20 protein-coding genes are annotated in these 22,760 nt (G+C 47.7%); 7 read left to right on the forward strand and 13 right to left on the reverse strand.

Features of this window, described 5'->3' with window-relative positions:
- Positions 1–111 precede the first annotated feature (111 nt).
- From JJU34_RS03555 to JJU34_RS03575, 5 genes are all read right to left on the reverse strand, one after another.
- The gene (locus JJU34_RS03555) at positions 112–1,479 is read right to left on the reverse strand and encodes a cystathionine beta-synthase (RefSeq protein ID WP_228690952.1); all 1,368 of its coding nucleotides are present in this window, start codon (positions 1,477–1,479) and stop codon (positions 112–114) included.
- 109 nt (positions 1,480–1,588) lie between these two features.
- Positions 1,589–2,512 carry an aspartate carbamoyltransferase catalytic subunit gene (locus JJU34_RS03560; RefSeq protein ID WP_228690953.1) on the reverse strand — a complete coding sequence of 308 codons (924 nt, stop codon included), beginning with the start codon at positions 2,510–2,512 and terminating at the stop codon, positions 1,589–1,591.
- 2 nt (positions 2,513–2,514) lie between these two features.
- On the reverse strand, positions 2,515–3,066 hold the full coding sequence (gene pyrR, locus JJU34_RS03565; RefSeq protein WP_228690954.1) for a bifunctional pyr operon transcriptional regulator/uracil phosphoribosyltransferase PyrR: 552 nt from the start codon (positions 3,064–3,066) through the stop codon (positions 2,515–2,517).
- 54 nt (positions 3,067–3,120) lie between these two features.
- Positions 3,121–4,713, reverse strand: coding sequence for a transcriptional regulator (locus tag JJU34_RS03570; protein WP_228690955.1), 1,593 nt, complete (start codon positions 4,711–4,713; stop codon positions 3,121–3,123).
- Positions 4,710–5,120, reverse strand: a complete 411-nt coding sequence (locus tag JJU34_RS03575; RefSeq protein WP_228690956.1) for an EVE domain-containing protein — start codon at positions 5,118–5,120, stop codon at positions 4,710–4,712. The genes JJU34_RS03570 and JJU34_RS03575 overlap by 4 nt, the downstream gene beginning before the upstream one ends.
- A gap of 106 nt (positions 5,121–5,226) precedes the next feature.
- Here JJU34_RS03575 and JJU34_RS03580 point away from each other — a divergent pair, with 106 nt between their 5' ends.
- The 3 genes from JJU34_RS03580 (at position 5,227) to JJU34_RS03590 (ending at position 8,351) form a co-directional block, all read left to right on the forward strand.
- Entirely contained in the window at positions 5,227–6,972 is a 1,746-nt protein-coding gene (locus JJU34_RS03580) for a helix-hairpin-helix domain-containing protein (RefSeq protein ID WP_228690957.1), read from the forward strand.
- Entirely contained in the window at positions 6,969–7,259 is a 291-nt protein-coding gene (locus tag JJU34_RS03585) for a hypothetical protein (RefSeq protein ID WP_366512672.1), read from the forward strand. The genes JJU34_RS03580 and JJU34_RS03585 overlap by 4 nt, the downstream gene beginning before the upstream one ends.
- Before the next feature lie 132 nt (positions 7,260–7,391).
- Positions 7,392–8,351: a TIM barrel protein gene (locus tag JJU34_RS03590; protein ID WP_228690958.1), complete on the forward strand. Its 960-nt coding sequence runs from the start codon at positions 7,392–7,394 to the stop codon at positions 8,349–8,351.
- 98 nt (positions 8,352–8,449) lie between these two features.
- On the opposite strand, the gene JJU34_RS03595 is transcribed toward JJU34_RS03590, so the two are convergent.
- Together JJU34_RS03595 and murF are read right to left on the reverse strand one after the other, a co-directional pair.
- Complete coding sequence (locus JJU34_RS03595) at positions 8,450–8,884, reverse strand: hypothetical protein (protein ID WP_228690959.1); 435 nt, start codon at positions 8,882–8,884, stop codon at positions 8,450–8,452.
- Positions 8,885–9,179: 295 nt separating this feature from the next.
- Complete coding sequence (gene murF / locus JJU34_RS03600; RefSeq protein WP_228690960.1) at positions 9,180–10,475, reverse strand: UDP-N-acetylmuramoyl-tripeptide--D-alanyl-D-alanine ligase; 1,296 nt, start codon at positions 10,473–10,475, stop codon at positions 9,180–9,182.
- Positions 10,476–10,604: 129 nt separating this feature from the next.
- Between murF and JJU34_RS03605 the strand changes: the two genes are divergently transcribed.
- A complete protein-coding gene (locus JJU34_RS03605; RefSeq protein ID WP_228690961.1) occupies positions 10,605–12,719 on the forward strand; it encodes a T9SS type A sorting domain-containing protein in 2,115 nt (704 codons plus the stop codon).
- Positions 12,720–12,724: 5 nt separating this feature from the next.
- On the opposite strand, the gene JJU34_RS03610 is transcribed toward JJU34_RS03605, so the two are convergent.
- The 4 genes from JJU34_RS03610 to JJU34_RS03625 are packed head-to-tail and all read right to left on the reverse strand — an operon-like array spanning position 12,725 to position 15,286.
- Positions 12,725–13,519, reverse strand: coding sequence for an amidohydrolase (locus JJU34_RS03610; RefSeq protein ID WP_228690962.1), 795 nt, complete (start codon positions 13,517–13,519; stop codon positions 12,725–12,727).
- A 47-nt stretch (positions 13,520–13,566) separates the two neighbouring features.
- Positions 13,567–14,118 carry a peptide deformylase gene (def, locus tag JJU34_RS03615; RefSeq protein ID WP_228690963.1) on the reverse strand — a complete coding sequence of 184 codons (552 nt, stop codon included), beginning with the start codon at positions 14,116–14,118 and terminating at the stop codon, positions 13,567–13,569.
- Complete coding sequence (ruvX, locus tag JJU34_RS03620) at positions 14,115–14,528, reverse strand: Holliday junction resolvase RuvX (protein ID WP_228690964.1); 414 nt, start codon at positions 14,526–14,528, stop codon at positions 14,115–14,117. Before ruvX ends, def begins: the two co-directional genes overlap by 4 nt.
- Positions 14,528–15,286, reverse strand: a complete 759-nt coding sequence (locus JJU34_RS03625) for a hemerythrin domain-containing protein (RefSeq protein WP_228690965.1) — start codon at positions 15,284–15,286, stop codon at positions 14,528–14,530. Before JJU34_RS03625 ends, ruvX begins: the two co-directional genes overlap by 1 nt.
- Positions 15,287–15,466: 180 nt before the next feature.
- Between JJU34_RS03625 and JJU34_RS03630 the strand changes: the two genes are divergently transcribed.
- The gene (locus JJU34_RS03630) at positions 15,467–17,095 is read left to right on the forward strand and encodes a S41 family peptidase (RefSeq protein ID WP_228690966.1); all 1,629 of its coding nucleotides are present in this window, start codon (positions 15,467–15,469) and stop codon (positions 17,093–17,095) included.
- Positions 17,096–17,229: 134 nt separating this feature from the next.
- Positions 17,230–17,676, forward strand: coding sequence for a VOC family protein (locus tag JJU34_RS03635; protein ID WP_228690967.1), 447 nt, complete (start codon positions 17,230–17,232; stop codon positions 17,674–17,676).
- 84 nt (positions 17,677–17,760) lie between these two features.
- On the opposite strand, the gene JJU34_RS03640 is transcribed toward JJU34_RS03635, so the two are convergent.
- On the reverse strand, positions 17,761–19,716 hold the full coding sequence (locus JJU34_RS03640; protein ID WP_228690968.1) for a M1 family metallopeptidase: 1,956 nt from the start codon (positions 19,714–19,716) through the stop codon (positions 17,761–17,763).
- A 240-nt stretch (positions 19,717–19,956) separates the two neighbouring features.
- Here JJU34_RS03640 and JJU34_RS03645 point away from each other — a divergent pair, with 240 nt between their 5' ends.
- Entirely contained in the window at positions 19,957–21,783 is a 1,827-nt protein-coding gene (locus JJU34_RS03645) for a TonB-dependent receptor (RefSeq protein ID WP_228690969.1), read from the forward strand.
- Positions 21,784–21,920: 137 nt separating this feature from the next.
- Here the strand turns inward: JJU34_RS03645 and JJU34_RS03650 are convergent, their stop codons facing one another.
- Positions 21,921–22,700 carry a DUF6503 family protein gene (locus JJU34_RS03650; RefSeq protein WP_228690970.1) on the reverse strand — a complete coding sequence of 260 codons (780 nt, stop codon included), beginning with the start codon at positions 22,698–22,700 and terminating at the stop codon, positions 21,921–21,923.
- Positions 22,701–22,760: the final 60 nt, after the last annotated feature.

Raw genomic sequence — 22,760 nt, forward strand, 5'->3', positions numbered from 1 at the left:
ATAAGGTGGGCATGGTAAAATCCCTACTTGGAGAGACGATTAACTACCATGCTGCCTGATTGCCTCAGGCTGGGATTCTTTTTGACTAGCTAAGCACAAATCTACTACCTTTTACCCCGTAATCGCAGCCAGCAAGTCGTGTTTGGTAATGATATGAATCTGGTGCTGTTCATCGCGCACCAAAACGGCCTTTTCTTTGTCTACCATACTGGACAGCACATCCAAGGTACTGTCCATAGCCACAAATTTCATCGGTGGCTCCATGACTTCGTAGACGGACGCGTCCTTTAGGTCAGGGTTATCGATGATTTTACTCAATAGCTTGGAATCAGTGATCGACCCCACTACTTGACCCTCGTCCATGACAGGTATTTGAGATACACTGGTTTGGTTCATTTGGGCGATGGCATCTCTGACAGTGGCCGCTTTCCCTACCACTACCAGTTCATATGCCCTCGGTCTACCCTTGATAATGTCTCTGGCGGTTGTAAAGCTTTTATCCTCCAAAAATCCGTGGTTCCGCATCCAGTCATCGTTATAAATTTTCCCTAGGTAACGGGTCCCATGGTCCGGAAGCAGCACCACCATCAAATCACCCTTCTTGAGGTGGTCTTTCGCATATTCCAAGGCACCGTGTACGGCCGAACCGCAAGACCATCCCACAAAAAGTCCCTCTTCCCTAGCCAACCTTCGAGTCATCACGGCCGCGTCTTTGTCAGTCACCTTCACAAAGAGGTCTATAAGGGAAAAATCTACGTTTTTGGGAAGAATATCCTCCCCGATTCCTTCGGTCAGGTACGGATAGATTTCGTCTTCGTCAAAAACGCCGGTTTCCTTGTATTTCTTGAAAACGGAACCATAGGTGTCTATCCCGACAGAAACCACGCTGGAATTCTGCTCTTTGAGGTATTTGGCAGTACCTGACATGGAACCACCCGTGCCGACTCCCGCCGCAAAATGGGTAATCTTACCCTCCGTGTCCTTCCAGATTTCCGGACCGGTGGTTTCGTAATGGGCGTTCCAATTGGATAGATTATCGTATTGATTGGGGTAAAATGAATTCGGAATGTCGGCGTTCAGCTTCCTGGCCACCGAGTAATAAGATCTGGGGTCCTCCGGAGACACGTTGGTAGGACATACCACCACCTCAGCCCCTACGGCCTTTAGAATGTCTATTTTTTCCTTGGACTGCTTGTCCGCCATGGTAAAAATGCATTTGTATCCTTTGGCGATAGCCGCTAAGGCCAATCCCATGCCGGTATTTCCGCTGGTCCCTTCGATGATGGTACCTCCGGGCCGTAGAATCCCCTCCTTTTCGGCATCTTCTACCATCTTGATCGCCATTCGGTCTTTCATGGAATTTCCGGGGTTGAAATACTCCACTTTCACGACAATCTCTCCCTCTATGCCTGCATTGAGCTTATTCAGCCGCACAAGAGGCGTATTTCCAATAGTATCTATAATGGAATCGTATATCATCGGTCTGGGGTTAGTTGGCAATTTACAAAATTTATCAACGGAATGATAGCTATCCCGGTTGAGTAACAAAGGGAAAAAAATGGCCTCCACGTTGGTGTCTGCGCGACGATTACTTTACACCGGCCAAAAGATACAGGACCGCCATCCGTATGGCTACGCCATTTTCCACCTGCTGCAGTATGATGGAATGCTCGGAATCAGCCACATCTGAGTTTAATTCCACACCCCGATTAATGGGTCCCGGATGCATAATGACAATCTCCCGGTCCACTTGGCTCAACAACTTCTTGTTGATACCGTAGTAGAGCGAATACTCACGTAAGGAAGGGAAATACTTAATCTGCTGACGTTCGAGCTGAATCCGAAGCACATTGGCCACATCGCACCATTCCAGTGCCTTCTTCACATCCAGTTCGACCTTCACACCCAGACTTTCGATGTACTTGGGCAGCAGGGTGATCGGTCCACAGACCATGACCTCTGCTCCGAGCTTTTTGAGGCAAAAGATATTGGACAGGGCCACCCTGGAATGCAGTATATCTCCGATAATGGCCACCTTCTTGCCTGCCACATCGCCCAGTTTCTCCCGGATTGAAAAAGCATCGAGCAATGCCTGAGTGGGATGTTCGTGTGTTCCATCCCCGGCATTGATAATATTTGCTTTGATATTTCTCGACAAAAAGTGGGGAGCTCCCGGACTGCTGTGCCGCATCACCACCATGTCCACTTTCATGGCCAAAATGTTATTTACCGTATCGATCAGCGTTTCGCCCTTCTTTACAGAAGAACTACTGGATGCGAAATTGATCACATCGGCCGAAAGCCGCTTTTCCGCTAGCTCAAAGGAAAGCTTGGTTCGGGTGGAATTTTCAAAAAACACATTGGCGATGGTAATATCTCGAAGCGAAGGCACCTTCTTAATAGGCCGGTTCAACACATCCTTGAAATTATCCGCCGTCTCAAAAATCAACTGGATATCGGATTCTGTGATGTTTTTTATACCCAATAAGTGCTTTGTGCTGAGTGTTTGCATGATTATTTCTTCGGTGCTTTTTCGGTGATCCAAATAGCGTCTTCTTCAAAACCCTGACTCTTCCATTCCACGCTCACGTACTGACTCTCCAAGGTGTTCACCTGCCTGCCGAAATAGTCCGGCTTGATGGGGAAATCACGGGTGTATTTGCGGTCTATCAAAACCATTAACTCGACCTTTTGTGGCCTGCCAAATGCAATCATGGCATCCATGGCCGCCCGCACCGAGCGTCCCTTGTATAGCACATCGTCCACCAGAACCACTTTCTTGTTTTCTATCAAAAAATCTATCCGGGTTTCGTTGGCCCTTAGGGGCATCTCCCTGCGCCGGAAATCGTCCCGGTGAAAGGTAGCATCCAAGTAGCCAAACGGGATGGATGCCGGCGAAATCTCCTTCATCCTATCAATGATTCTATCCAATACCAGCGACCCCCGAGGCTGCAGGCCCAATAACACCGTATTGTCAAAATCATCGTGATTCTCTATCAACTGATAACAAAATCTGCTGATGGTGATGTTTATTTGGGTCTGATCAAGGACAAGTCGTTTCTGCATAGCCAAAATTTGCCTACAAATATATTAAAAATAATTTCCCTACTCGGGAGCGGCTCAGATTAAATCCTCCACTTTCACTTTGGTGAAGAAATTCACTTCCTTAAGTTCTTCCTTTCCCTCCCTATTTTGAAAACGTATGCGCTGTTTTCCACTTAGCAGGTAGTAATTTTCATACCACCAGATGAGTTGTAGGCTGCTTTCACGGGTATCCCGGATTCGCTCGTTTTCATTGACCAACTCAATCTCGAAGGGCTCATGCTCCCTGACCAGCTCCCCACTTCTAAACTGGCTAAGCATCAACTGTTGTCCATCCAAATACATATAAAACAGGTTGCTGCCATCAAAGCTGACCTCCCCAAACTTCGCCGGGCTGGACCTGCTCATGTTATTTAGGGGCAACATATTGTCCCAGACGATCTTTCCATCGTTGTCTAAAATGATAAACTGCGAAGCCAAAAACTTGTACTGCTGTACCACCTGATTGGTCCGCCACCTAGGGTCCATCCAAAGGGGATTGGCAAAGGTATTCAGTCCCCCCATCATCGGGTTCATCCGGTAAAAACTACTGGCATACATCCCATCCCGGGGCATATACCTCGTGGATGAAGATACAAACAGGTCATTATATACCAAAAAAGCGCCCCCCAGATCCGTCACCTCCCTGGTGACCAATACATTTCTAATCGGGGTATTCCTGCCGCGCTCTATGTTGCGCTCCAACGCTCTAATCCGGCGTTCACGCATCTTTTCGGGTAAATAACTATAGAAATTCTCGAAATCGGCGATGGTATAGTACTGGTTTTCATACTCTCCAAATTCGTTGATCTTCGTAAAATAGACCCCCTGGTAGGCTTCTTTCCGACGAAGACCATACGGCCCAATCAATGCCTGCTTGTAATCGTAAGAGGAGGTGAGCAGGCCCTCCACGATCTCCATGGAAGGGTCCTTGAGCTCGTCGATCTTTACTTCCCGCAGCTTCTCCCCGTTCGTGTCGTAGGTTAGGATAGTGACGATTTTCTTCTTGTAATAATCCCGGCGGCTCATCAGCACGTCAAAAATATCCAGCTCGGGATCCTTTCGAAGCTGTAGGATATTGGCATCCTTTTCGAACACTCCCGGTACCGTGATGACGTCAGAGGTTGACAAATCAAATAGTTGAATCACCGGACGGTATTCAAAATTACCCATGAAAACCGCCTTTCGGTTAAAAACTAAAAAGTCCTGTAGATCCAAATTCAGGATCGAAGTAAGGGCCACTTCCCTCACCTGCCCAGTCTGTAGGTTCACCTCGTAGATAAATCGCTCGTTGTTATACGCAGGACCTTTTTGAAAGAGCGCATAAAGCAACTCTCCATCTAAGTCAAATCCAATGAGATCCGATAAGTCCTTGATGGGAAACGTATAAGGCTCGGACGAACTAAGTTGATAATCTGAGACGACGTATTGAAACACATTCCTTCTGCCAACCGGCCTATCGGAGATCACCCGAAAAGCCACCATCCCGTTGGCCTTGGGCATCACAATGAAATCATCGTCCTGCCAACCGGTAGGGACCTCCATCCGATGAGTGAACTGAACCTGCCCGGAAACCCGGGTGGCTGCAAGCGAAAGAAAAAAAAGAAACAGTATCCTACAGGTTACATTCATGAGTTTGCCATTTTAAGCAGCACCTCTGCTTCGGACGGTTCCACTGACATCACAGACAGTCTGGATTGCCGGACCAAAAGCAGGTCTTGGAGAGAATCGGAAGATTTGATGTCAGCTAGGTGTACGGGCTTTGGCAGGTATTTTTCAAATCGCAGGTCTACGGCTAGCCACTTTTCGCCTTCTTCTGCCTTTGGGTCGGGGTATGGAGCACAGATTACCTTGGCCATGCCTACCAAGGCTTTATGCTTTCCACTATGGTACACGAAAACCAGGTCCCCGAGATTCATTTTTGCAATGAAATTTCGAGCTTGGTGATTTCTGACACCATCCCAGACGTCTTCTCCCTTTCGCTCTAAATCCTCCAAGGAGTAGCTTTCGGGTTCTGTCTTGACTAACCAATAATTCATAGGTTTGTGTTTAATCGAGGAAATGAATCCCCCTCCTTCGCCGTAAGCGCATCTAGGCTTTGCCTGCTTAAGATAAGGGGAATGATTTTATTTTAAAACAAATATTATGGACATTTGTGTAGAAACGTTAAGAAAAGAAAATACCTTGGATAACAAGCAAATCACCAAAACGCTGAAACTGACGATACAACTCATGGAACTCCATGACGAAAACCCGTTTAAGATCCGAAGTTTTCAGTCGGCCGTCACCACACTGGAAAGGGAGTCTCCCACCCTGCTGGGCAAATCCCCGGCAGAACTTCAGGAAATCAACGGCATTGGAAAAAGCATCGCTGAAGTAATCTTGGAGGTTATTGACAGCGGTTCACACAAGCTGTTGGAGCAACTGCTGGAAAAAACCCCCGAGGGGATCTTGGAAGTTCTGTCCATCAAAGGACTTGGCCCCAAGAAAATCAAAACGCTTTGGCAGGAACTGAACATAACCTCTACCCATGAACTCATGGAAGCCTGCCAGTCCGGCCAGGTAGCCAAGTTGAAGGGTTTTGGCGAAAAAACCCAACAATCCATTGTCGAATCGCTGGAATACCTGGACAGCAACCGCGGGAAATGCCTGTTTGCCGATATCGAAAAAGATGTGGAGAAGCTTACCCAGGAGCTTGGAGACCTTTTTGGAGAGGGGGGATTTGCCGTGGTGGGCGAATATAGTCGCAAACTGGAAATCATCTCTCTGCTCGAAATCCTGATCCCTACCAAAGATCCCAAAGGTACCCTGGCCAAACTGGCAAAGTTGAGTGGACTGGAACAAGAAATCACCCTGAGCAGTCCCTATAGATGGGGTGGGATCTTGGAAAAACACGGACTACGCTGCGACCTGCTATTGGTTCAGCCCGAAAAATTCATGGGTGAAAAATTGATCCGAAAAGCTGCCCGTGCTCACTTGCTTGCGCCCGTGCATGATAGCCAAACCCTAGCGGTGGTCTTCCTCAGTAAGTCCTTCGACTCCGAAGAAGAAGCGTATCGAGAAGCCGGATTGAGCTTTATTCCCGAGGAACTCCGCGAGGGATATTTCGAAATCGACCTAGCCAAGGAAGGTGACTTTCCCCGCCTGTTGGAATACGAGGATATCAAAGGGCCCCTGCACAACCACTCTACCTACAGCGACGGAAAACATAGCCTACGGGAAATGGCTACCTACTGCATGTCTCAGGGTTTCGACTATTTGGGCATGGCAGATCATAGTCAATCGGCCTTCTATGCCAATGGCCTCAACGCCGAACGGGTGGCCAAGCAACAGGAAGAAATCGACCAATTGAATACTGAATTTGCCCCCTTTAAGATATTTAAAGGAATTGAAAGCGATATCCTCATGGATGGCAGCCTCGACTACCCGGAAGAGGTATTGCAATCCTTTGACTATGTAGTGGCCTCAGTGCACTCCAGTCTGAATATGGATCAAGGGAAAGCTACTGCCAGACTGTTAAAAGCCATTCAGAATCCTTACACGACGATCCTGGGACATCCTACCGGGAGGCTATTGCTGCGCCGACAGGGATATCCCATTGATCACAAAGCCATTATCGACGCTTGCGCAGCGCACGGCGTAGTCATTGAAATCAACGCCAACCCGTGGAGGTTGGACCTCGATTGGCGTTGGGTACAATACGCCATCAGTCAGGGGGTCAAACTGTCCATCAACCCCGACGCCCACGAGACCGATGGATTCGAGGATATGCGTTATGGCGTCATTGTGGGCCGAAAGGGTGGCCTCACCAAGGAGATGACACTCAACACGCTGGGAGTATCGGATTTGGATGCCTATTTTCAACAAAAACGCCAAGGAGCCAGCAGATGATGAAATGGACCGCGATATCAGATAAAAAATTACTCGATCGCTCGTTTGCGTTTGGCATATTAGGCATTCTCCTGGCATTGGCCCCCTTGGTGCTGGTTCAGATTCCTGTGTCAGTCGGCAAATACGGCGGCTGGCTTAGTGGCCTAGGCATTGCTTTACAGCTATTGGCGATGAGTTTAGCGGTCTTGGTAATACGGCAGCGAAAGGTAGCCACCGAGTTGCAGCAAAAAGCAAAACAGATGACCTTGGTCTTGGCAGTTGCTTTACTGTTCTTTATCTTAATTTAACTGCCGCTACTGATTTGCAAGAATCAGGATTGACACTAAAGAGATTTTGGTACCCCTAGACGAATAGAGACGCTTCGAAAACCAATTATCTGATATATCTTTAGTAGCTTTATTGTATCGCAAATAAACCCGATGATGAACCGAAGATCCAGCTTAAAGAAACTTACCGCTCTCAGTGCCCTAGGGCTAAGCGGTATAGAAATCCTCGCTCATGCACCTCAGGGTGCAGGTGCACGTCTAGACAACGTAGGGCCTCGCCCTCTTTATTTTTTCACCAAAGCCCTCCAATGGCTTCCACTGGCAGATGTCCCACAAGTGACTAAGGACTTAGGGTTCACCGGTGTGGATCTTCCCGTCCGATCTAATGGATTCTTTGACATAGACGAGATGAAAAGCAAGCTGCCAGCAGTTATGCGGGACTGTGCCAATCTGGGATTGGAAACACCCGTGCTAACTACCGAAATGACCCTTGCCAAGAGATCGGAGTGGGAGGAATTCATTAAAATATTGTCCGGAGAAGGCATTAAAAATTACCGAATGGGATGGATGCCTTTCCCCTCGAAAAATATCGTAAGCGAGCTAAAATCGTTGAACAGCCAAATGAAACAGGTAGCAGAACTTCATGCCCATCACGGCGTATGCGGACACTACCAGAACCATGCGGGTAGCCGAATTGGCGGCTCGGTTTGGGAAATTTATCACCTATTGGATGGCATCAACCCCGACCACATCGGCATTCAGTTTGACCTTCGGCATGCCACGGTGGAAGGATATCAATCCTATGAAAACGTTTTTCATTTGGTGTCCGATCAGATTCGGAGTTTCGACCTAAAAGACTTTGTTTGGGGCAAAAACCCAAAAGGCAAAGGAGATGTGCCTGTGAACGTTCTTTTTGGCGAAGGCAATGTGAATTTTCGCCTGCTTCTGGATCATCCCCGTTTTAGCGATCCGAACATGCCTAAAATCGTCCACGCAGAATACGATCTTGGCGGCGCTGAACACGGACGCAAGGATCCTAGCATGGAGCCAAAACAGATTTTGGCTACCATCGCCAAAGATGTAGTGGCCTACGACGAACTGATGACAACTTAGCCTTTACAGTTGCTTACGCATTTCGTCTGAAACGCAAAAAGGACATGAAGCGCCAGCTTACATGTCCTTTTTCTGTTAGGAGTGAATCAGTCCGAAACTTAACGTACCATGTATAACGGCCAACGGTTCTCCTGACCTCTGTCCCTATTCATCACGACCACGTTATCCACCATTACTTGGTTCCAGTGAATGTTTAGGATTTTCCTCACTACATCGTTTTCCCCCCGTAGTATGTTCAAGGAGTAAATCCCGGGCTTTAACCGGTTAAAGTCCACCAAAACTTGCTGCTGTCCACGGTTAGTCACTTTAAACTCGTGTATCAATCTTTCCGATTCATCTCTCACTCGCACCGTCACTGGCTGATCCATGGGCAGGGAACTAACATCCAGCTTGGCATACTTGCCCTGCTTCTCCACAGGCTGCAAGAGATTTTCCGGATTGATGGCCACCGCAGTTCTCGCAAAGCCGATAAGTCCAATTGCAAAAAACAATACAATGACGAAAGGCATGGGATTCTTCAATAAGGTTTTCATATCTTCTCGATTTAATAGTTATATAATGTTGGTTTATTGGTATTTACGGGAATGAGGGTTACGGGTTTAGCTAATAAGCAAAAATCATATTAAAAATGTATTAATATATTTTATGTAAGTATTACTTACAATTTATACGTTATACATTTTAATGAGTTGTGGTACATGCTGGATAATGGATGAAAAACAGACCCAACCGAGACCGCGTCCGTTTTATCAGATGCATACCAAAAGCCCTTTCAATCGGAGCTCACCTGAAATCGAACAAAACCAAAAAACCTACCGAATTGACTCCCTAGATGAAGTCTACGAGTGTCTCCAAACGCATGCCTCTGCTTCCTTTGATCAGGATCAGGTAATCCTCCAGTTGGGAATCTAATAGCCAGTTGCGTAGGGAAAACGGATCCGGAAAATACAGCGCCTTAGGGGCTTTGGCAAGCGCATGCTGCACCAAGGTTCCGCTCAGGCAAACCTTGTCCACAGACATACCGGCCAGCAATTCTCCCAATCTCCTATGCTCCGCCTCAGTATGCTCTCCCAGTTCCAGCATATCTCCCACGATGACCATCTTGTTCGGTTTTCCATCCATTCGGTCAAAAGCCAATAATGCGGCCTCCATGCTGGAGGGATTGGCATTGTAGGCGTCTAACAAAATCAGGTTGCTCCTTTTCTCGATAAGTTGGGAACGCATATTCGCTGGCCGGTAGGCCGCGGCTGCCTCCGCGCTATCTAGGGGAGATATGCCAAAAAACTTACCTACCGCTATCGCTGCCGCGATATTATCAAAATTGTACTTACCAATAAGCTGTGATTGAAAAACCTGCTCTGAACCCTCCACCCGAAAACACACAAAGGGATCTGCCGAAACGAAACTCACCTCGCAAAATGAATCCTTTTCAGGAAAAAGAACTGGATCAGCAAACCGCCGTATCATGTTGGTGAAGACTTCCTGCCGTGTATTGATAAACACGCGGCCACCGGACTCCCGCAAGTGTTGGAATAGCTCGGTTTTGGTCTTCAACACGCCTTCTAGCCCCCCCATCCCCTCCAGGTGCGCCTTTCCAATATTGGTAATCAGCCCATGTGTCGGATGGGCAATGCCGCAAAGCTCTTGTATATCTCCCTGCTTATTCGCTCCCATTTCGATGATCGCCAACTCCGTATCCGACCCGATTTCCAAGAGTGTTAGAGGAACTCCAATATGGTTGTTGAGGTTTCCACTTGTGGCGTGGGCACGAAACTTCCGACTCAATACCGCAAACAACAATTCTTTGGTAGTCGTCTTACCGTTGCTGCCCGTAAGCCCGAAAATCGGTATGTCGAGCTGATCTCGGTGAAAACGAGCCAACTCCTGCAAGGCACGTAAGGTATCCGGGACGACGATATACCGGTCATCTTCGGGCCTGGCAACGTCCGGATTATCCACCACCACGGCGCAGGCGCCCTGTTCCAGCGCCTGATCGGAAAAGGTATTTGCGTCAAAATTGGGACCCTTAAGGGCGAAGAACAGATTCCCGCGGGCGATCTTACGTGTATCGGTGCATACACCTGTAGAAGCAAGGAATGTTCGGTAAAGTTGCTCTATTTCCATGGCCTAAACCAGACTGGTTTGATCGTGTCAAAAACCCCCAAAAACCGTGAATGACCGTTTAGGGAATAAAAACAAAAGTAATATATCCCCTTTCAAAAAGTATCGTTTAACTTTAAAAATTAAAACGACATGCGTACTGCCTTTTTTTTCCTAGCCTTGATGTGGACGTCGCTGAGCCAAGCGCAGAAAACCTACCGCTTGGCTTCAACAGGAGAGGTAGAATCTGCTGAATCGCAGTATGCCATGCCCTTTGCCGGTGGAATAAACGCGGCTCAGTTCCAAACCCTTGACACCAACGGGGATGGGCAGGAAGAATACGTAGTGTGGGATATCAATGCCCGTATGGTTTCAGTATTCCGCGAGGAAAACGGCACGTTTACGCACCTGCCAGAGCTTTCATATGCATTTCCAACAGACATTAGCGGCTTTTTGGTACTTGCAGATTTTGATGGAGACGGCAAAAAGGATCTTTTCACCAGTTCTCCTTTTGGCATCAAAGCCTATAGAAATACCTCTACGCCCTCCCGCCTTCAATGGGAAGAAGCACAGCCTTTCCTTCGACTGGATAATGGCTCCAACGTCACGGCCAATAGCTTGGATATCCCCCTTATCCTAGACCTGGACGGAGATGGCGACTTAGACATCCTTACATTTAACTTTGCCACAGGTGATTATCTGGAGTTTTACCGAAACACCAGCATCGAACGAAAAGGAGTAGCAGACATCGATGGGTTTGCCAGCGCCCAAGTACGCTGGGGAGCGTTTGAATTTTGCAGTTGCGGAAACTTTTCCTTCGGACAAACCTGTGCAGGGCAACCTATCGCTTCGGCAACCCGGATTCCAGAAGCGGCCAGAACGGAACATGCCGGTGGACACTCCATGCTTTTTCATGATTTTGACGGCGACGGAATCCGCGACCTCCTGCTGGGACAGGATGAGTGCAAAACGCTTTATTTTCTCCCCAATAAAGGTACCGACGCAGCGCCTGTCTTCGATGAATTCAGGACGGAGTTGCCAAATCTTGGCCCACTTCCTGAATTTCCTATCTTCCATGCCGCATATTTGGTAAAAGGAAACTTGCTGATCAGCACACACAGCTCGGAAGCTTCCGCTGGCTTTGGAATTGATTTTGCATCCAGCATTTATCAGTATGCGTTGACAGACGAAACCGATTCACCAGGTACCCGCAGATTTTTACAGGAGCACATGATCGACTTGGGTGAAAATGCACGCCCTGTATTTGAAGGAAATCGACTGAACGGTGTCCTGACCGTAACCGCCAATCAAACAAACGCGGGCCGAGTCAGTGGCAGGGCTTATCGCTACACCCTGCAAAATGGCCGTTGGACCGAAGTAACGGATGACTACCTTAATCTATCCCAGCTACATTTAAGGGAATTGAGCGTACAAAACTATCGGGCAGCCTCGGGTAAGGTCTGGATAATGGTATCCGGGGAGGAAGTGATCAACAATATCCCTGAGAAAAAAATCCTCTGGGCTGAAGCCGAAGAACCGGCAGCCCTCCAAGCAACCACCATCCCCGGGTTTATACTCCGGGGTGTGGATCAACCCTACTTTTTCTCCCACCAGGGAGCCGACTACCTGCTATTGGCAAGGCAGACTGGCGAACTGGTCCTCTTTCGGGTTGCCATCGGGGCCACCCTGACCTTTGAACTGATAGAAAGGGACTTCTTGGGATTTAGCGACAACCCGGTAAACAGGGGACTGACCGTGGCGGTTATACCCGGATCATCTCCAGCGCTCGTGGCTGTAGATCAGCGCGGCATACTGCGGCAAATCGCTGATTTCATGGAAAACCCCAGCGAAATACCACTTCGTATCCAACTGGAAGAAAATCTGCTAAGTGTATCCAGACTAGGCCGAAACACTTGGATTACGCCTCTTCTGGACCCGTTTTCGAATAAAGTAGACCTGATACTGGGTACTCGGGCTGGTGGCTTGATGTACCTCATGGATACATCCGATGATAGCGTCTCCCCTGGAGAAGATATGCAGGTTCGGTTGTACCCCAACCCATCGAGCGGACGTATCGTGTTATTGGCCAACCTAGACGCAAACGTAACGGTCATCGATGCCTCCGGACGCTTGGTCGAGGAAGGTATTCCGCTAAACGCTAATATGGAAACCGCCCATGACCTATCTCACTTGCCCCCTGGGCTGTACGTGGTCCGTGTAACCGGGACGCAGCGCACCGTACACCGAAAGCTTATCATCAAAAAATAACTGTTCTAATCCCTTAGCTCAAAATCATCCGCATCCTTCCAAGCCGGAAACTTCTCCCGGTATGCCAACAACGCTGCTCCATCCAAGGTAATAAGAAGTGTCTGCTCCTGAGAGCCCACATACCCCAATGTATCTCCTTTAAAATCATTGACTGCCGAGTGACCTAGGTATTCGATCCCATTGCCATCAACTCCCACTCTGTTCAATCCCAGGGTATAGCACCAGTTTTCTACTGCCCTGGCCTTCAGTAGCACATCCCAAGCCTGCGCCCGAGACCCCGGCCAGGAGGCTATGTACAGCGAAAAATCATAGGCAAAAGCTCCTTGCTCGCTAACCCTATTTCTAGACCAAACTGGAAACCGTAGATCATAACAAATCTGGGGCAGTATCCGCCATCCATTCACAGTAAATATAGGTTGCTCTGTTCCCATCGAAAAAAATCCGTCCTCTCCCGCCATTCGAAACAGGTGCCTTTTATCATAATACTGCAACCCTCCCTCTGGGGTGGCCCAAAGTAGTCGGTTTAGGTACCGCTCATTTTCCCTTATAATTACACTTCCGGTCACCACTGCCTTGGTCTGTGCGGCCATGGCCTTCAGCCAGCGGCACGCATCTAAATTCATGGGTTCGGCCATACTTGCCACGTCCATGGTAAATCCGGTGGAAAACATCTCTGGAAGCACAATCAGATCCACCTGCTCGCCAATCTGCCAGATTTTCTCTTCAAACATGGCCAGGTTGGCACTTTTGGCGTGCCAATGTATCTCAGACTGTATGGCTGCAACTTTGAGATCCTTCATGAGCGTGTTGTAGGCTGTCAAATTAGGTATTCAAAAAATCGAATTAGTCAGATGGGGTACAGCATGCGGTAGTCCGTAGGTACCTTTCCCTTACTGATATCAATCAGCTTGCTCTTAACCATGCGCTTCTTGAGGCCCTTTAGGTAGTCCACAAATAAAATCCCCTCTAAGTGGTCATATTCGTGCTGTATAACCCGGGCAGTTAGACCTGAAAACTCTTCCTCTTTCAGATTCCAGTTCTCGTCATAGTATTCGAGTGTTAGTTTTTCCGGTCGGATGATTTCTGCCCTCACTTCCGGAATACTCAGGCAGCCCTCCTCAAAGCCATAATCATCCCCGTATTCGTCGAGTATGATGGGGTTGATAAACGCACGGCGAATACCCTTTTCCTCCGAGTCCTCGTCCAGCATGAGGCTGCTGTCTATCACGAACAGGCGGATGCCTTTGTTGATCTGAGGTGCGGCAAGTCCCACACCGCTTGCATGTTCCATGGTAGAGAACATGTCTTTTATCAGAGGCTTCACATCTTCGCCCTCCACAATGTCTACCGCTTCCTTTTTTAAGATTGGGTTTCCGTATGCTACAATCGGATATATCATTTTTTCTCTAAATACGTTTGCAAAATAATGGCTGCGCTGATCTTATCTAAGTTACCTGCTTTCTCCTTTCTATCCTTCTTTTTACTGCCCATGGTGATCATCGATTGCATGGCCATTTTCGACGTAAATCGTTCATCCACCAACACCACCTCTTTGGCAGGAAAGGCTTTATTCAGTCGTTTTTGCGTCTGAAGCACCTGTTGGGTCATCTGCGTATCGGCTCCTGTCATGGATTTAGGATATCCCAATACGATGATGTCCACTTCCTCTGCCCGAAAATAGTTTTCCAAGTACGTAAACAAGGTATGGGTAGGAATCGTCTCAAGGGGATTGGCAACGAGTTGCAATGGATCGGTAACCGCCAAACCCGTTCGTTTGGTTCCCAGATCTATGGCTATCACACGACCCATCAGTTGGATTTGATCTTTTGAGCGAGGCTTCTTTTGACTTCTTTTTCCAACTCCACGGCTTTCGGGAAAAGAAGGTCGTTTTCGACTTTGGCGTGAATGATTAGTTCCCGCTCCAGCTGCTGCAGCTCGTGGTACAGGACTTTGATAGCAATGGGAGCACCTTCATGGAGGGTATAGTTGGAGGTAAGCTTTCGAATTCCCTCCATCTCATCGTCATGGGCTTCGTGTTCTTCAGCCAACTCGATAATGGACGCCACCTCAAACACCTTGACCGCTTCATGGAGAGGCAATCGATTTCGCTCTACCTCTTGTAAAAAATGAATGCGCTCAAAAAGCGTATCCTCTTCTTCGTGTATGTGATGGATAAAATCATCTGCAAAGAGAGGAAACATAAGCCGAAGGTCCGAAAGAAGGGAATCGTAGGAAGGATCGGCTTGAATACCTGACACCATACTGGAAAGAAAAGGCAACTCCTGTCGCATGAAATACCGGTGTTTCTTCTTTAAGTACCCTACCAGCACCTCTATGGGATGCAAATACAATTCTTCCGGGGTGGGATCTGGGGACATGGCCCAGCTTTCCAGTTCCGCCACCACCTGCGAGGGGTTGACCTTGAACTTCAGACAAACCTCCTCCAGGGAATTACGCTCATACTCAAAAAAGCTGATGCCAAAGTAATGGAGCACCGCGGCGAAAACGTGGTTTTCGCTTACGAGGTCACCAATCGACTTTTTATATATGTTCCCCGATAATGCCATTCACACAAAAGTACAAATTTTTTGACGCAAAAAAGGAGTAATCTAGGATCGAAATTTAATTTGTTGCGTTAAACTAAACGAAACACCTTTAATATCGGTTTAATTGTATAAGTGGATATTTTCTACGTAATTTATGAATCGCAGAGATATCCTTTTAGAAATCCTAACTTAGTAATCAACGTGAGCGAAGCAAAAAACACGAAAGCACAAATACGGCTTCCTATCCTACTGTCTATCGGCGTCGCCGCCGGAATATGGTTTGGGGCCACTTTCGCCGAACCCAAAAATGACAGGAATGATCTGAAGTCGGCCATATACAAACTTCAGGAAATCATCACCTACATCAACCGCGACTACGTGGACAGCGTAAACACCAACGAACTGGTGGAATACGGCATTGAAAAAATGCTCAACAAATTAGATCCGCATTCCAGCTACATCACCGCTAAGGACGCTAAGTTGGCCAAATCCCAACTGGAAGGCGAATTTGATGGTATAGGAATCGAATTCGGCATCCTTCGCGACACGATCTATGTGGTGTCACCCCTCACAGGTGGCCCTTCTGAAAAACTGGGGCTTCTACCGGGGGATCAGATAGTCACCGTAGACGGAAAAACCGTAGCCGGCATTGGGGTTACCAACAGGGATGTATTTGACCTCCTGAGGGGACCCAAAGGCAGTGTGGTTGACATCGGGATCAAACGGAAAAACAACCAAGACCTACTGGATTTTTCCATCACCCGGGATAAGATACCCCAGTATTCCGTGAATGCCTCCTACATGATAGACGAGGAAGTCGGGTATATCAAAATCACCCGTTTTGCGGCAAACACTCACGAAGAATTCAGAAAAGCCCTTACAGACCTCAAAGCACAAGGTATGACCAAGCTGATGCTTGATCTACAGGGCAATCCTGGAGGCTATATGGGTGCGGCGATAAATATAGCAGACGAACTACTGAGCAATGAAGCGGTTATCGTATCCCAAGAGGGCAAACTGAAACGATACAATCAAAAAGCGCGGGCGCTTAGGCCAGGTGCGTTTGAGGACGGTTCCATCGTCGTATTGATCAACGAAGGTAGTGCTTCCGCCTCTGAGATCGTCGCCGGTGCCATTCAGGACAACGACCGTGGACTGATAGTGGGCCGCCGATCCTTTGGCAAAGGACTGGTACAAATGCCGATAGACTTATCTGACGGTGCAGAACTCAGGCTAACGATAGCCCGGTACTATACGCCTTCCGGCCGATCCATCCAAAAACCCTACGGAGAAGACGAAGATGATTATGGAATGGATTATTTCCGCCGACTGGAACACGGCGAATTCTTTACCGCAGATTCTATCTCTTTTAATGACAGCCTCAAGTATGAGACCGTAAAAGGCCGCACAGTGTACGGTGGCGGCGGCATCATGCCCGATTATTTCGTACCGATGGATACGACCATGTCCAGCCCCTACGTAAACCGCCTTTTCAACTCAGAAGCTTGGAGGGAGTTTATCCTCGACTACCTGGACAAAAACAAAAAGGTCTACGCCAACATGAGCTTTGACGACTACTACCACAAATACGAAGTGTCAGATGCCATGCTCAACGAATTGATCAAAGTGGGTGAAAAAAATAAGGTAAAGTTTGTAGAGAAAGATTTCAACAAGTCGAAACCCTACTTAAAAACCCTTATCAAAGCTCACATGGGGCGCAATCTGTACGATGAAAACGCTTTCTACCGCGTCATAAATGATATCAACGAGGTGTATCAACAGGGTTTGAACCTCTTTGATGAAGCTACCAAGTTAGCCTTCATAGATTGACGAAGTAGCAACCTCTAAGGCAACCAAAAGGCCGGAACGAAGTAGTTCTGGCCTTTTTTTATGGGCGATTCGGTATAATTTTTCCTATATTAGTCGGATAAAACCAAATCCTGTTATCCCAAAATCAGCCAAAAATGAATTATTCAATCACTTGTATTACCTTTTTATTGCTTGCATCCATCATGACTGCTAACGGACAAACCAGAATCAATCACGTAGCCATTTATGCCAAAGACATCCAGGCCAGTGGGGAGTTTTATGAAAAAATCGTTGGGTTAAAAGAGATTGATGAGCCTTTTAAAGATGGGCTCCATATTTGGTATGACATGGGATTGGGCACTTCCCTGCATGTGATCGCCAGAGAGCATCCGTGGACCAACCCAAGCATTGAAAAAGACAACCACCTATGCTTCAGTGTGGCCGATTTAGACGGCTTTATCAAGCAATTGGTGGAAAATAAAATCCCTTATGAAGACGCACGCGGAAACCCATCCACAATTAATATCCGGCCGGATGGTATTCGTCAGATCTACATTCAAGACCCCAGTGGATACTGGTTGGAGATCAACGATGAATACTAATCGTCCCGAAAGGTATACTTCAGAAATAGAAAAATCCCGGCCACATCGTTGCGGCCGGGATTTTTATTATGCAAGGCTGTTCATTTATTCGTAGATAAGGTTGGGCCAACTGTCGTTGCCAAGATTGATATCGGGCAAAACTTTATCCGGATCCAACACCACTTTGGTAACCTGCTTATCGGTTCGATGTAGGTAGTTCCATTGGTTTCCGCGCTGCCAAATTTCAACCGGCAACTTTACCCGCTCCGTTGAGTCATCCGAATAGGTGATTTCCATCAAAACAGGCATTGGCACGCCGCCTTTATTGGCCAGCATCACCACGAAATTGCCTCCATAGGGCACTACATTTTCAATACCCAGATCAATGTTTTCAGTGCCGTAGAACCAACTTTTCCAAAACCAGCTCAAATTTTCCCCGGATACATTTTCCATCAGGTTGAAAAAATCATTCGGCTGCGGGTGCTTATAGGCCCATGCGTCGATATATGATTTAAACGCATAGTCAAATCTCTCGGGCTCGAGGATGTATTCTCTTAGCATCAACAGGCCAATCGCCGGCTTCATGTAAGCGATCATCCCTAGATTGGAAGTGTTGGCCACGTCCGGATAGGTATCTATTCCCTCTCTTGCTGGATTAGAAAACCAGTTGAGGTACCTACGGGTCTGATTGAGATTTGAGCCATATTCGCCGTCGTTAAACTCTAGGCTGCTGTAATGGTTGATAAAGGTATTAAATCCCTCATCCATCCATGCGTAGCGCCTTTCATTGGTGCCCACGATCATTGGAAACCAGTTGTGACCAAATTCATGATCGGTCACACCCCACAGAGACTCACCTTTACTCTTGTAGCTACAAAAGTTCAGACCGGGATATTCCATGCCGTTGATATCAGAGGCCACATTTACGGCTACCGGATACGGGTATTCGTACCAACGCTTCGAATAATGCTCAATGGAAGCTTTGGAGTATTCGGTAGAACGTCCCCATGCCTCCTGTCCATCGCTTTCAATGGGGTAGGCAGATTGGGCCATCGCCTTTTTGCCGCTAGGAAGGTCTATCTTTGCCGCATCCCAAATAAATGCCTTGGAACTGGCAAATGCCACGTCCCGCGAATTTTGGATTCTGAAGTGCCAGGTAAGCTTCCCCTCCTGCTTTGGACGCGATTTCTGCGTATCTTTCACCTCATCCGGTCTGACTATGTATACAGTCGTGTCGCTACGTGCCGCCAAACTCATCCGTTCCTGCTGCTCCTTAGTCAGTACATCTTTGGGGTTTAACAACTCTCCGGACCCGACCACGATGTGGTCATAGGGTACCGTTACCTTGTATTCAAAATCTCCATATCCTAGGTAAAACTCCCCTGCACCCAAATAGGGCTCAATGTTCCATCCCACCACATCGTCAAACACGGCTACTTTGGGGTACCATTGCGCCAAGGCATAGATGGTGCCATCCTTTACGGAGAGCCTGCCCATACGGTCCATCCCTTTTTGGGGAATCTTAAATTCAAAGTCCATGGAAATGACGGCCTGCCCTCCCTTTGCGGGAATAGGCTCGTCCATGACTACCTGCATGCGGGTATCTGTAATCCGGTACCTATTGGAAACCCGGCTGTTCCGCTTGCTCACCTGCGCTGACACATTGCGGATGGTATATCCTCCGTCTATATCACCGTTGTATCGGTTTCCCTGAATGGGTGTTGTGAGTGTGCCCCGAGAGTCAGGAGTAAACCGGTTCTGCTCTAAGTGCAACCACACAAATGGTAGGTCCTCTGGACTATTGTTGATGTAGGTAATCGTCACTTTTCCTTTCAGGACGTGGGCATCTTCGTCTATCTCCGCCTCTAGCACATAGTTTGCCCCATTTTGCCAATACGCGGGACCTGGCTTGCCCGAAGCGGTTCGGTAAATAGACCCCTGCCGGTAAGTAAATTCATCGAAGAGTTCCTGATTGGTTTCCGTCGGGTTTTGTGCATACAACCCCATATGGACCGACAATATGCAAACCAACAGCCACATCGCTGGCATTAATTTTCTCATAGATTTCTTGATTTAGTTTCCGCTAAAATAAGAAGTCCTTGGTAAAGGAAAAAACGTCGGTGGAACCAGCAATCCCAAACGGGGAAAAATTTAGGTAACATTTTAGGAAATTTGACGCCTTTTCCGAATTTAAACCCTCCCAAACTTCAAAGACATCCCTAAAAAACATTATTTTTTTCGGGCACCCTTGTATTTTTGAAATTATCAAAAGTTATTTGTTTCGAATATAACCTAACCTGAATGAGAAAATTCTGTTTGCTCGCCATTGCCTGTTTGCAGCTAGTACGGCTATATGCACAGGAAGATAGCACCACGGTGGCCCTGGAGGAAGTCGTGATAAAGGAAAACCGATTGGAAATACCCTTTGCTAAAAGCTCCCGAAACATCACCATCATCCACAAGCCCGAACTGGAAACCACCCCTGCACGAAGCCTTCAGGAAGTACTCGCGTTCACACCAGGAGTAGACGTACGCCAGCGAGGCGTCAGCGGCGTACAAGCGGACGTGGGCATACGCGGGGGTTCCTTTGAGCAAACCCTGATGCTGGTGAACGGCATCAAACTTACCGACCCCCAAACGGGTCACCATATGATGAACATCCCGGTTCCGCTGGGCAGCATTGACCGGGTGGATATCTTAAAAGGCCCGGCCTCCCGTATTTACGGACAAAATGCCTACACCGGAGCCATCAATATCATCACTACACTACCAGACGAGAAAGGATTGCAAGCCGGCTTATACGGAGGAGACTTTGGTATGCGTGGTGGCAATGTACAGCTTGCACTACCCGTTGGGAAGTTCCGGCAAAGTCTCGCGGTCTCCCACGATGCCTCCAATGGACACTGGTACAATTCAGATTACAAAGTCAGCAATATCTTCTACGAAGGCGGCTTTACGCTAAACGATTTGCACGAGGTAAAGACCCTTTTAGCCTTTACCTCCCGGGATTTCGGAGCAAATGGGTTCTATTCTAGCGCTTTCCCAGAACAATGGGAAAGCATCCAAACCTACTTGGGTGCGATCAGCCATACCTATGAGAAAAACAATCTCTGGATAAACTCCAGGGCCTATTGGAGACGTAACGAAGATGAATTCAGACTCTTTCGGGAAGATCCAGCATTCTTTCAGAATATCCACACCACCGACATCACCGCTTTGGAAATCAATGGGCGGTACGAGTCGTCAGCAGGAACCTCTGGATTTGGGGCCGAAGGCAGAACCGAAAAAATCGACAGCAACAACCTTGGAGAACGTGAACGCACACTGTTGGGAGTATTTGCCGAACACCGCGTCAATTTCCTGCAAAAAGGAGACCTACGTGCCGGCGTCTACTCGAACTACTATTCGGAGTATGGCTGGCGGCACTTTCCCGGAGCAGAAATAGGCTATCAGGTAACCGAAATCATGCGCCTCTATGGCAACTATGGTGTCAGCTTTCGCATTCCTACTTACACAGATTTGTACTATGTGGGACCAACCAATATCGGAAACGATGCACTGGAACCGGAAAAAGCGGTCAACTACGAGATGGGCATCAAACTGGGTGGCTCAAACTTACGGGCAGAACTCGTTTACTTTAACCGGCACACCAACAACCTGATCGAATGGGCCCGGGCTGACGCCGCCGATCCCTGGCAACCCCAAAACTTCAACGAGGTAACCTTCCAAGGACTGGAGGCCGGCCTGATGTACAAGTTTTCCTCCACGGAGAATGGGCTGCGAATCGAAGAGATTTCAGCCTCCTACAATTATATCGATGCAAACCTCGTAGAACAGGAAGGGCAAGAAACCCGATATGCATTGAATGCATTGAGGCATCAGATCATCGGCGGAGTGCGGGTATCCTATAACCAATCGGTGGAATTAAACCTAAAAGCGAGATATATCGAGCGAATGATGCTGGATCCCTATTTCCTGCTGGACGCACGTGTAGACGTGCATCGAATGAAAAAACTGGGGTATTTTGCCGAATGTTCCAATATCTCAAACGCCGAGTACATCGAGGCAGGAACTGTCCAAATGCCAGGCCGCTGGTTTAGAGCTGGGGTCAACTTCCGCCTGAAGTAAGTCGGCCGCCGAGATTTCACTGATCCTAGTAAGTGCGTTCTTTACTCAAAAAATCCCCAAAATGTTTCATGCATTTGGGGATTTTCTATGTGCTTTATAGGATAGGATATGTTAAAGATGAACGTTCAGAAAAAACCCTATTTCGAGGACTTAACCTGAATATTTTCTAGCTGGATTTCAGAGAGTAGTTCCAACTCCCAGTTTCGGTACAGGGTTTCTAGTTCTTCGAGCGGGGTGTGTTTATCTTTTGGCTTGTAATTTTCATAATCCTGAAGGATCAATCCACCGACTTCGTGCCGCTTGGTTACTTTTCGAAAGCGAACTCCCCCCCCTTCCGTATAATACAGGTAAGCCAAGTAATCCACCGTGTAGGTATCCCGATTGATCCAGTATAAAAATTCATCTTCAAAATCCTCACCTCCGTCATCTTCGGAAAAGGTAACCTTTACCACGTGGTAAGCCTTACCATCCAGTTCCGTCTCCCCCAGATAGGCTTTGTATACTGCCTGATCGTTCAGCCCATAGGGCAAAAAAGCAAAATAAGCCACAGAATTGACCGAGTTGGAGAAAGCCCGGACGCGCTCATCCGGTAGGTCCACCACTTCCCCATTCACCGTCCGGACAAAACCGGCGTTGTCCAAGACATCACGTACAAAGCCCGTGGAATCCGAAAATTCCCTTACATAGCGAAATGCGTTGGGCGATTTAAAGATCTCGTAGGCTCGGTCCCTAAAGTCAAAATAAATAATGCTTGTCTCAAATGCTTTCCCCCCATGTGCCTCAATCGCCGCATCCACAATCTTCTCTGCCTCCGTCCGAGGTTGGCAGGCCAGCGCAAATAAGAGGATCCATACCGAAAAGCAACCCGACAAACCGGAATACGCTTTTCCCCTAATATCGTTGGTAGTTGTTTGCATCTGATTACAATTATTTTTGTTAAACGGATAGCTTTTCTGCTTACTTTTTAATCCTACTTT

It is taken from the genome of Lunatimonas sp., assembly GCF_020832325.1.
Classification (GTDB): Bacteria; Bacteroidota; Bacteroidia; order Cytophagales; family Cyclobacteriaceae; genus Lunatimonas.

Excerpts from the sequence above, each read along its gene's own strand:
- JJU34_RS03555 (WP_228690952.1), bottom strand. The coding sequence starts at position 1,479 with ATGATATACGATTCCATTATAGATACTATTGGAAATACGCCTCTTGTG.
- JJU34_RS03560 (WP_228690953.1), bottom strand. The coding sequence starts at position 2,512 with ATGCAAACACTCAGCACAAAGCACTTATTGGGTATAAAAAACATCACA.
- pyrR (WP_228690954.1), bottom strand. The coding sequence starts at position 3,066 with ATGCAGAAACGACTTGTCCTTGATCAGACCCAAATAAACATCACCATC.
- JJU34_RS03570 (WP_228690955.1), bottom strand. The coding sequence starts at position 4,713 with ATGAATGTAACCTGTAGGATACTGTTTCTTTTTTTTCTTTCGCTTGCA.
- JJU34_RS03575 (WP_228690956.1), bottom strand. The coding sequence starts at position 5,120 with ATGAATTATTGGTTAGTCAAGACAGAACCCGAAAGCTACTCCTTGGAG.
- JJU34_RS03580 (WP_228690957.1), top strand. The coding sequence starts at position 5,227 with ATGGACATTTGTGTAGAAACGTTAAGAAAAGAAAATACCTTGGATAAC.
- JJU34_RS03585 (WP_366512672.1), top strand. The coding sequence starts at position 6,969 with ATGATGAAATGGACCGCGATATCAGATAAAAAATTACTCGATCGCTCG.
- JJU34_RS03590 (WP_228690958.1), top strand. The coding sequence starts at position 7,392 with ATGATGAACCGAAGATCCAGCTTAAAGAAACTTACCGCTCTCAGTGCC.
- JJU34_RS03595 (WP_228690959.1), bottom strand. The coding sequence starts at position 8,884 with ATGAAAACCTTATTGAAGAATCCCATGCCTTTCGTCATTGTATTGTTT.
- murF (WP_228690960.1), bottom strand. The coding sequence starts at position 10,475 with ATGGAAATAGAGCAACTTTACCGAACATTCCTTGCTTCTACAGGTGTA.
- JJU34_RS03605 (WP_228690961.1), top strand. The coding sequence starts at position 10,605 with ATGCGTACTGCCTTTTTTTTCCTAGCCTTGATGTGGACGTCGCTGAGC.
- JJU34_RS03610 (WP_228690962.1), bottom strand. The coding sequence starts at position 13,519 with ATGAAGGATCTCAAAGTTGCAGCCATACAGTCTGAGATACATTGGCAC.
- def (WP_228690963.1), bottom strand. The coding sequence starts at position 14,118 with ATGATATATCCGATTGTAGCATACGGAAACCCAATCTTAAAAAAGGAA.
- ruvX (WP_228690964.1), bottom strand. The coding sequence starts at position 14,528 with ATGGGTCGTGTGATAGCCATAGATCTGGGAACCAAACGAACGGGTTTG.
- JJU34_RS03625 (WP_228690965.1), bottom strand. The coding sequence starts at position 15,286 with ATGGCATTATCGGGGAACATATATAAAAAGTCGATTGGTGACCTCGTA.
- JJU34_RS03635 (WP_228690967.1), top strand. The coding sequence starts at position 17,230 with ATGAATTATTCAATCACTTGTATTACCTTTTTATTGCTTGCATCCATC.
- JJU34_RS03640 (WP_228690968.1), bottom strand. The coding sequence starts at position 19,716 with ATGAGAAAATTAATGCCAGCGATGTGGCTGTTGGTTTGCATATTGTCG.
- JJU34_RS03645 (WP_228690969.1), top strand. The coding sequence starts at position 19,957 with ATGAGAAAATTCTGTTTGCTCGCCATTGCCTGTTTGCAGCTAGTACGG.
- JJU34_RS03650 (WP_228690970.1), bottom strand. The coding sequence starts at position 22,700 with ATGCAAACAACTACCAACGATATTAGGGGAAAAGCGTATTCCGGTTTG.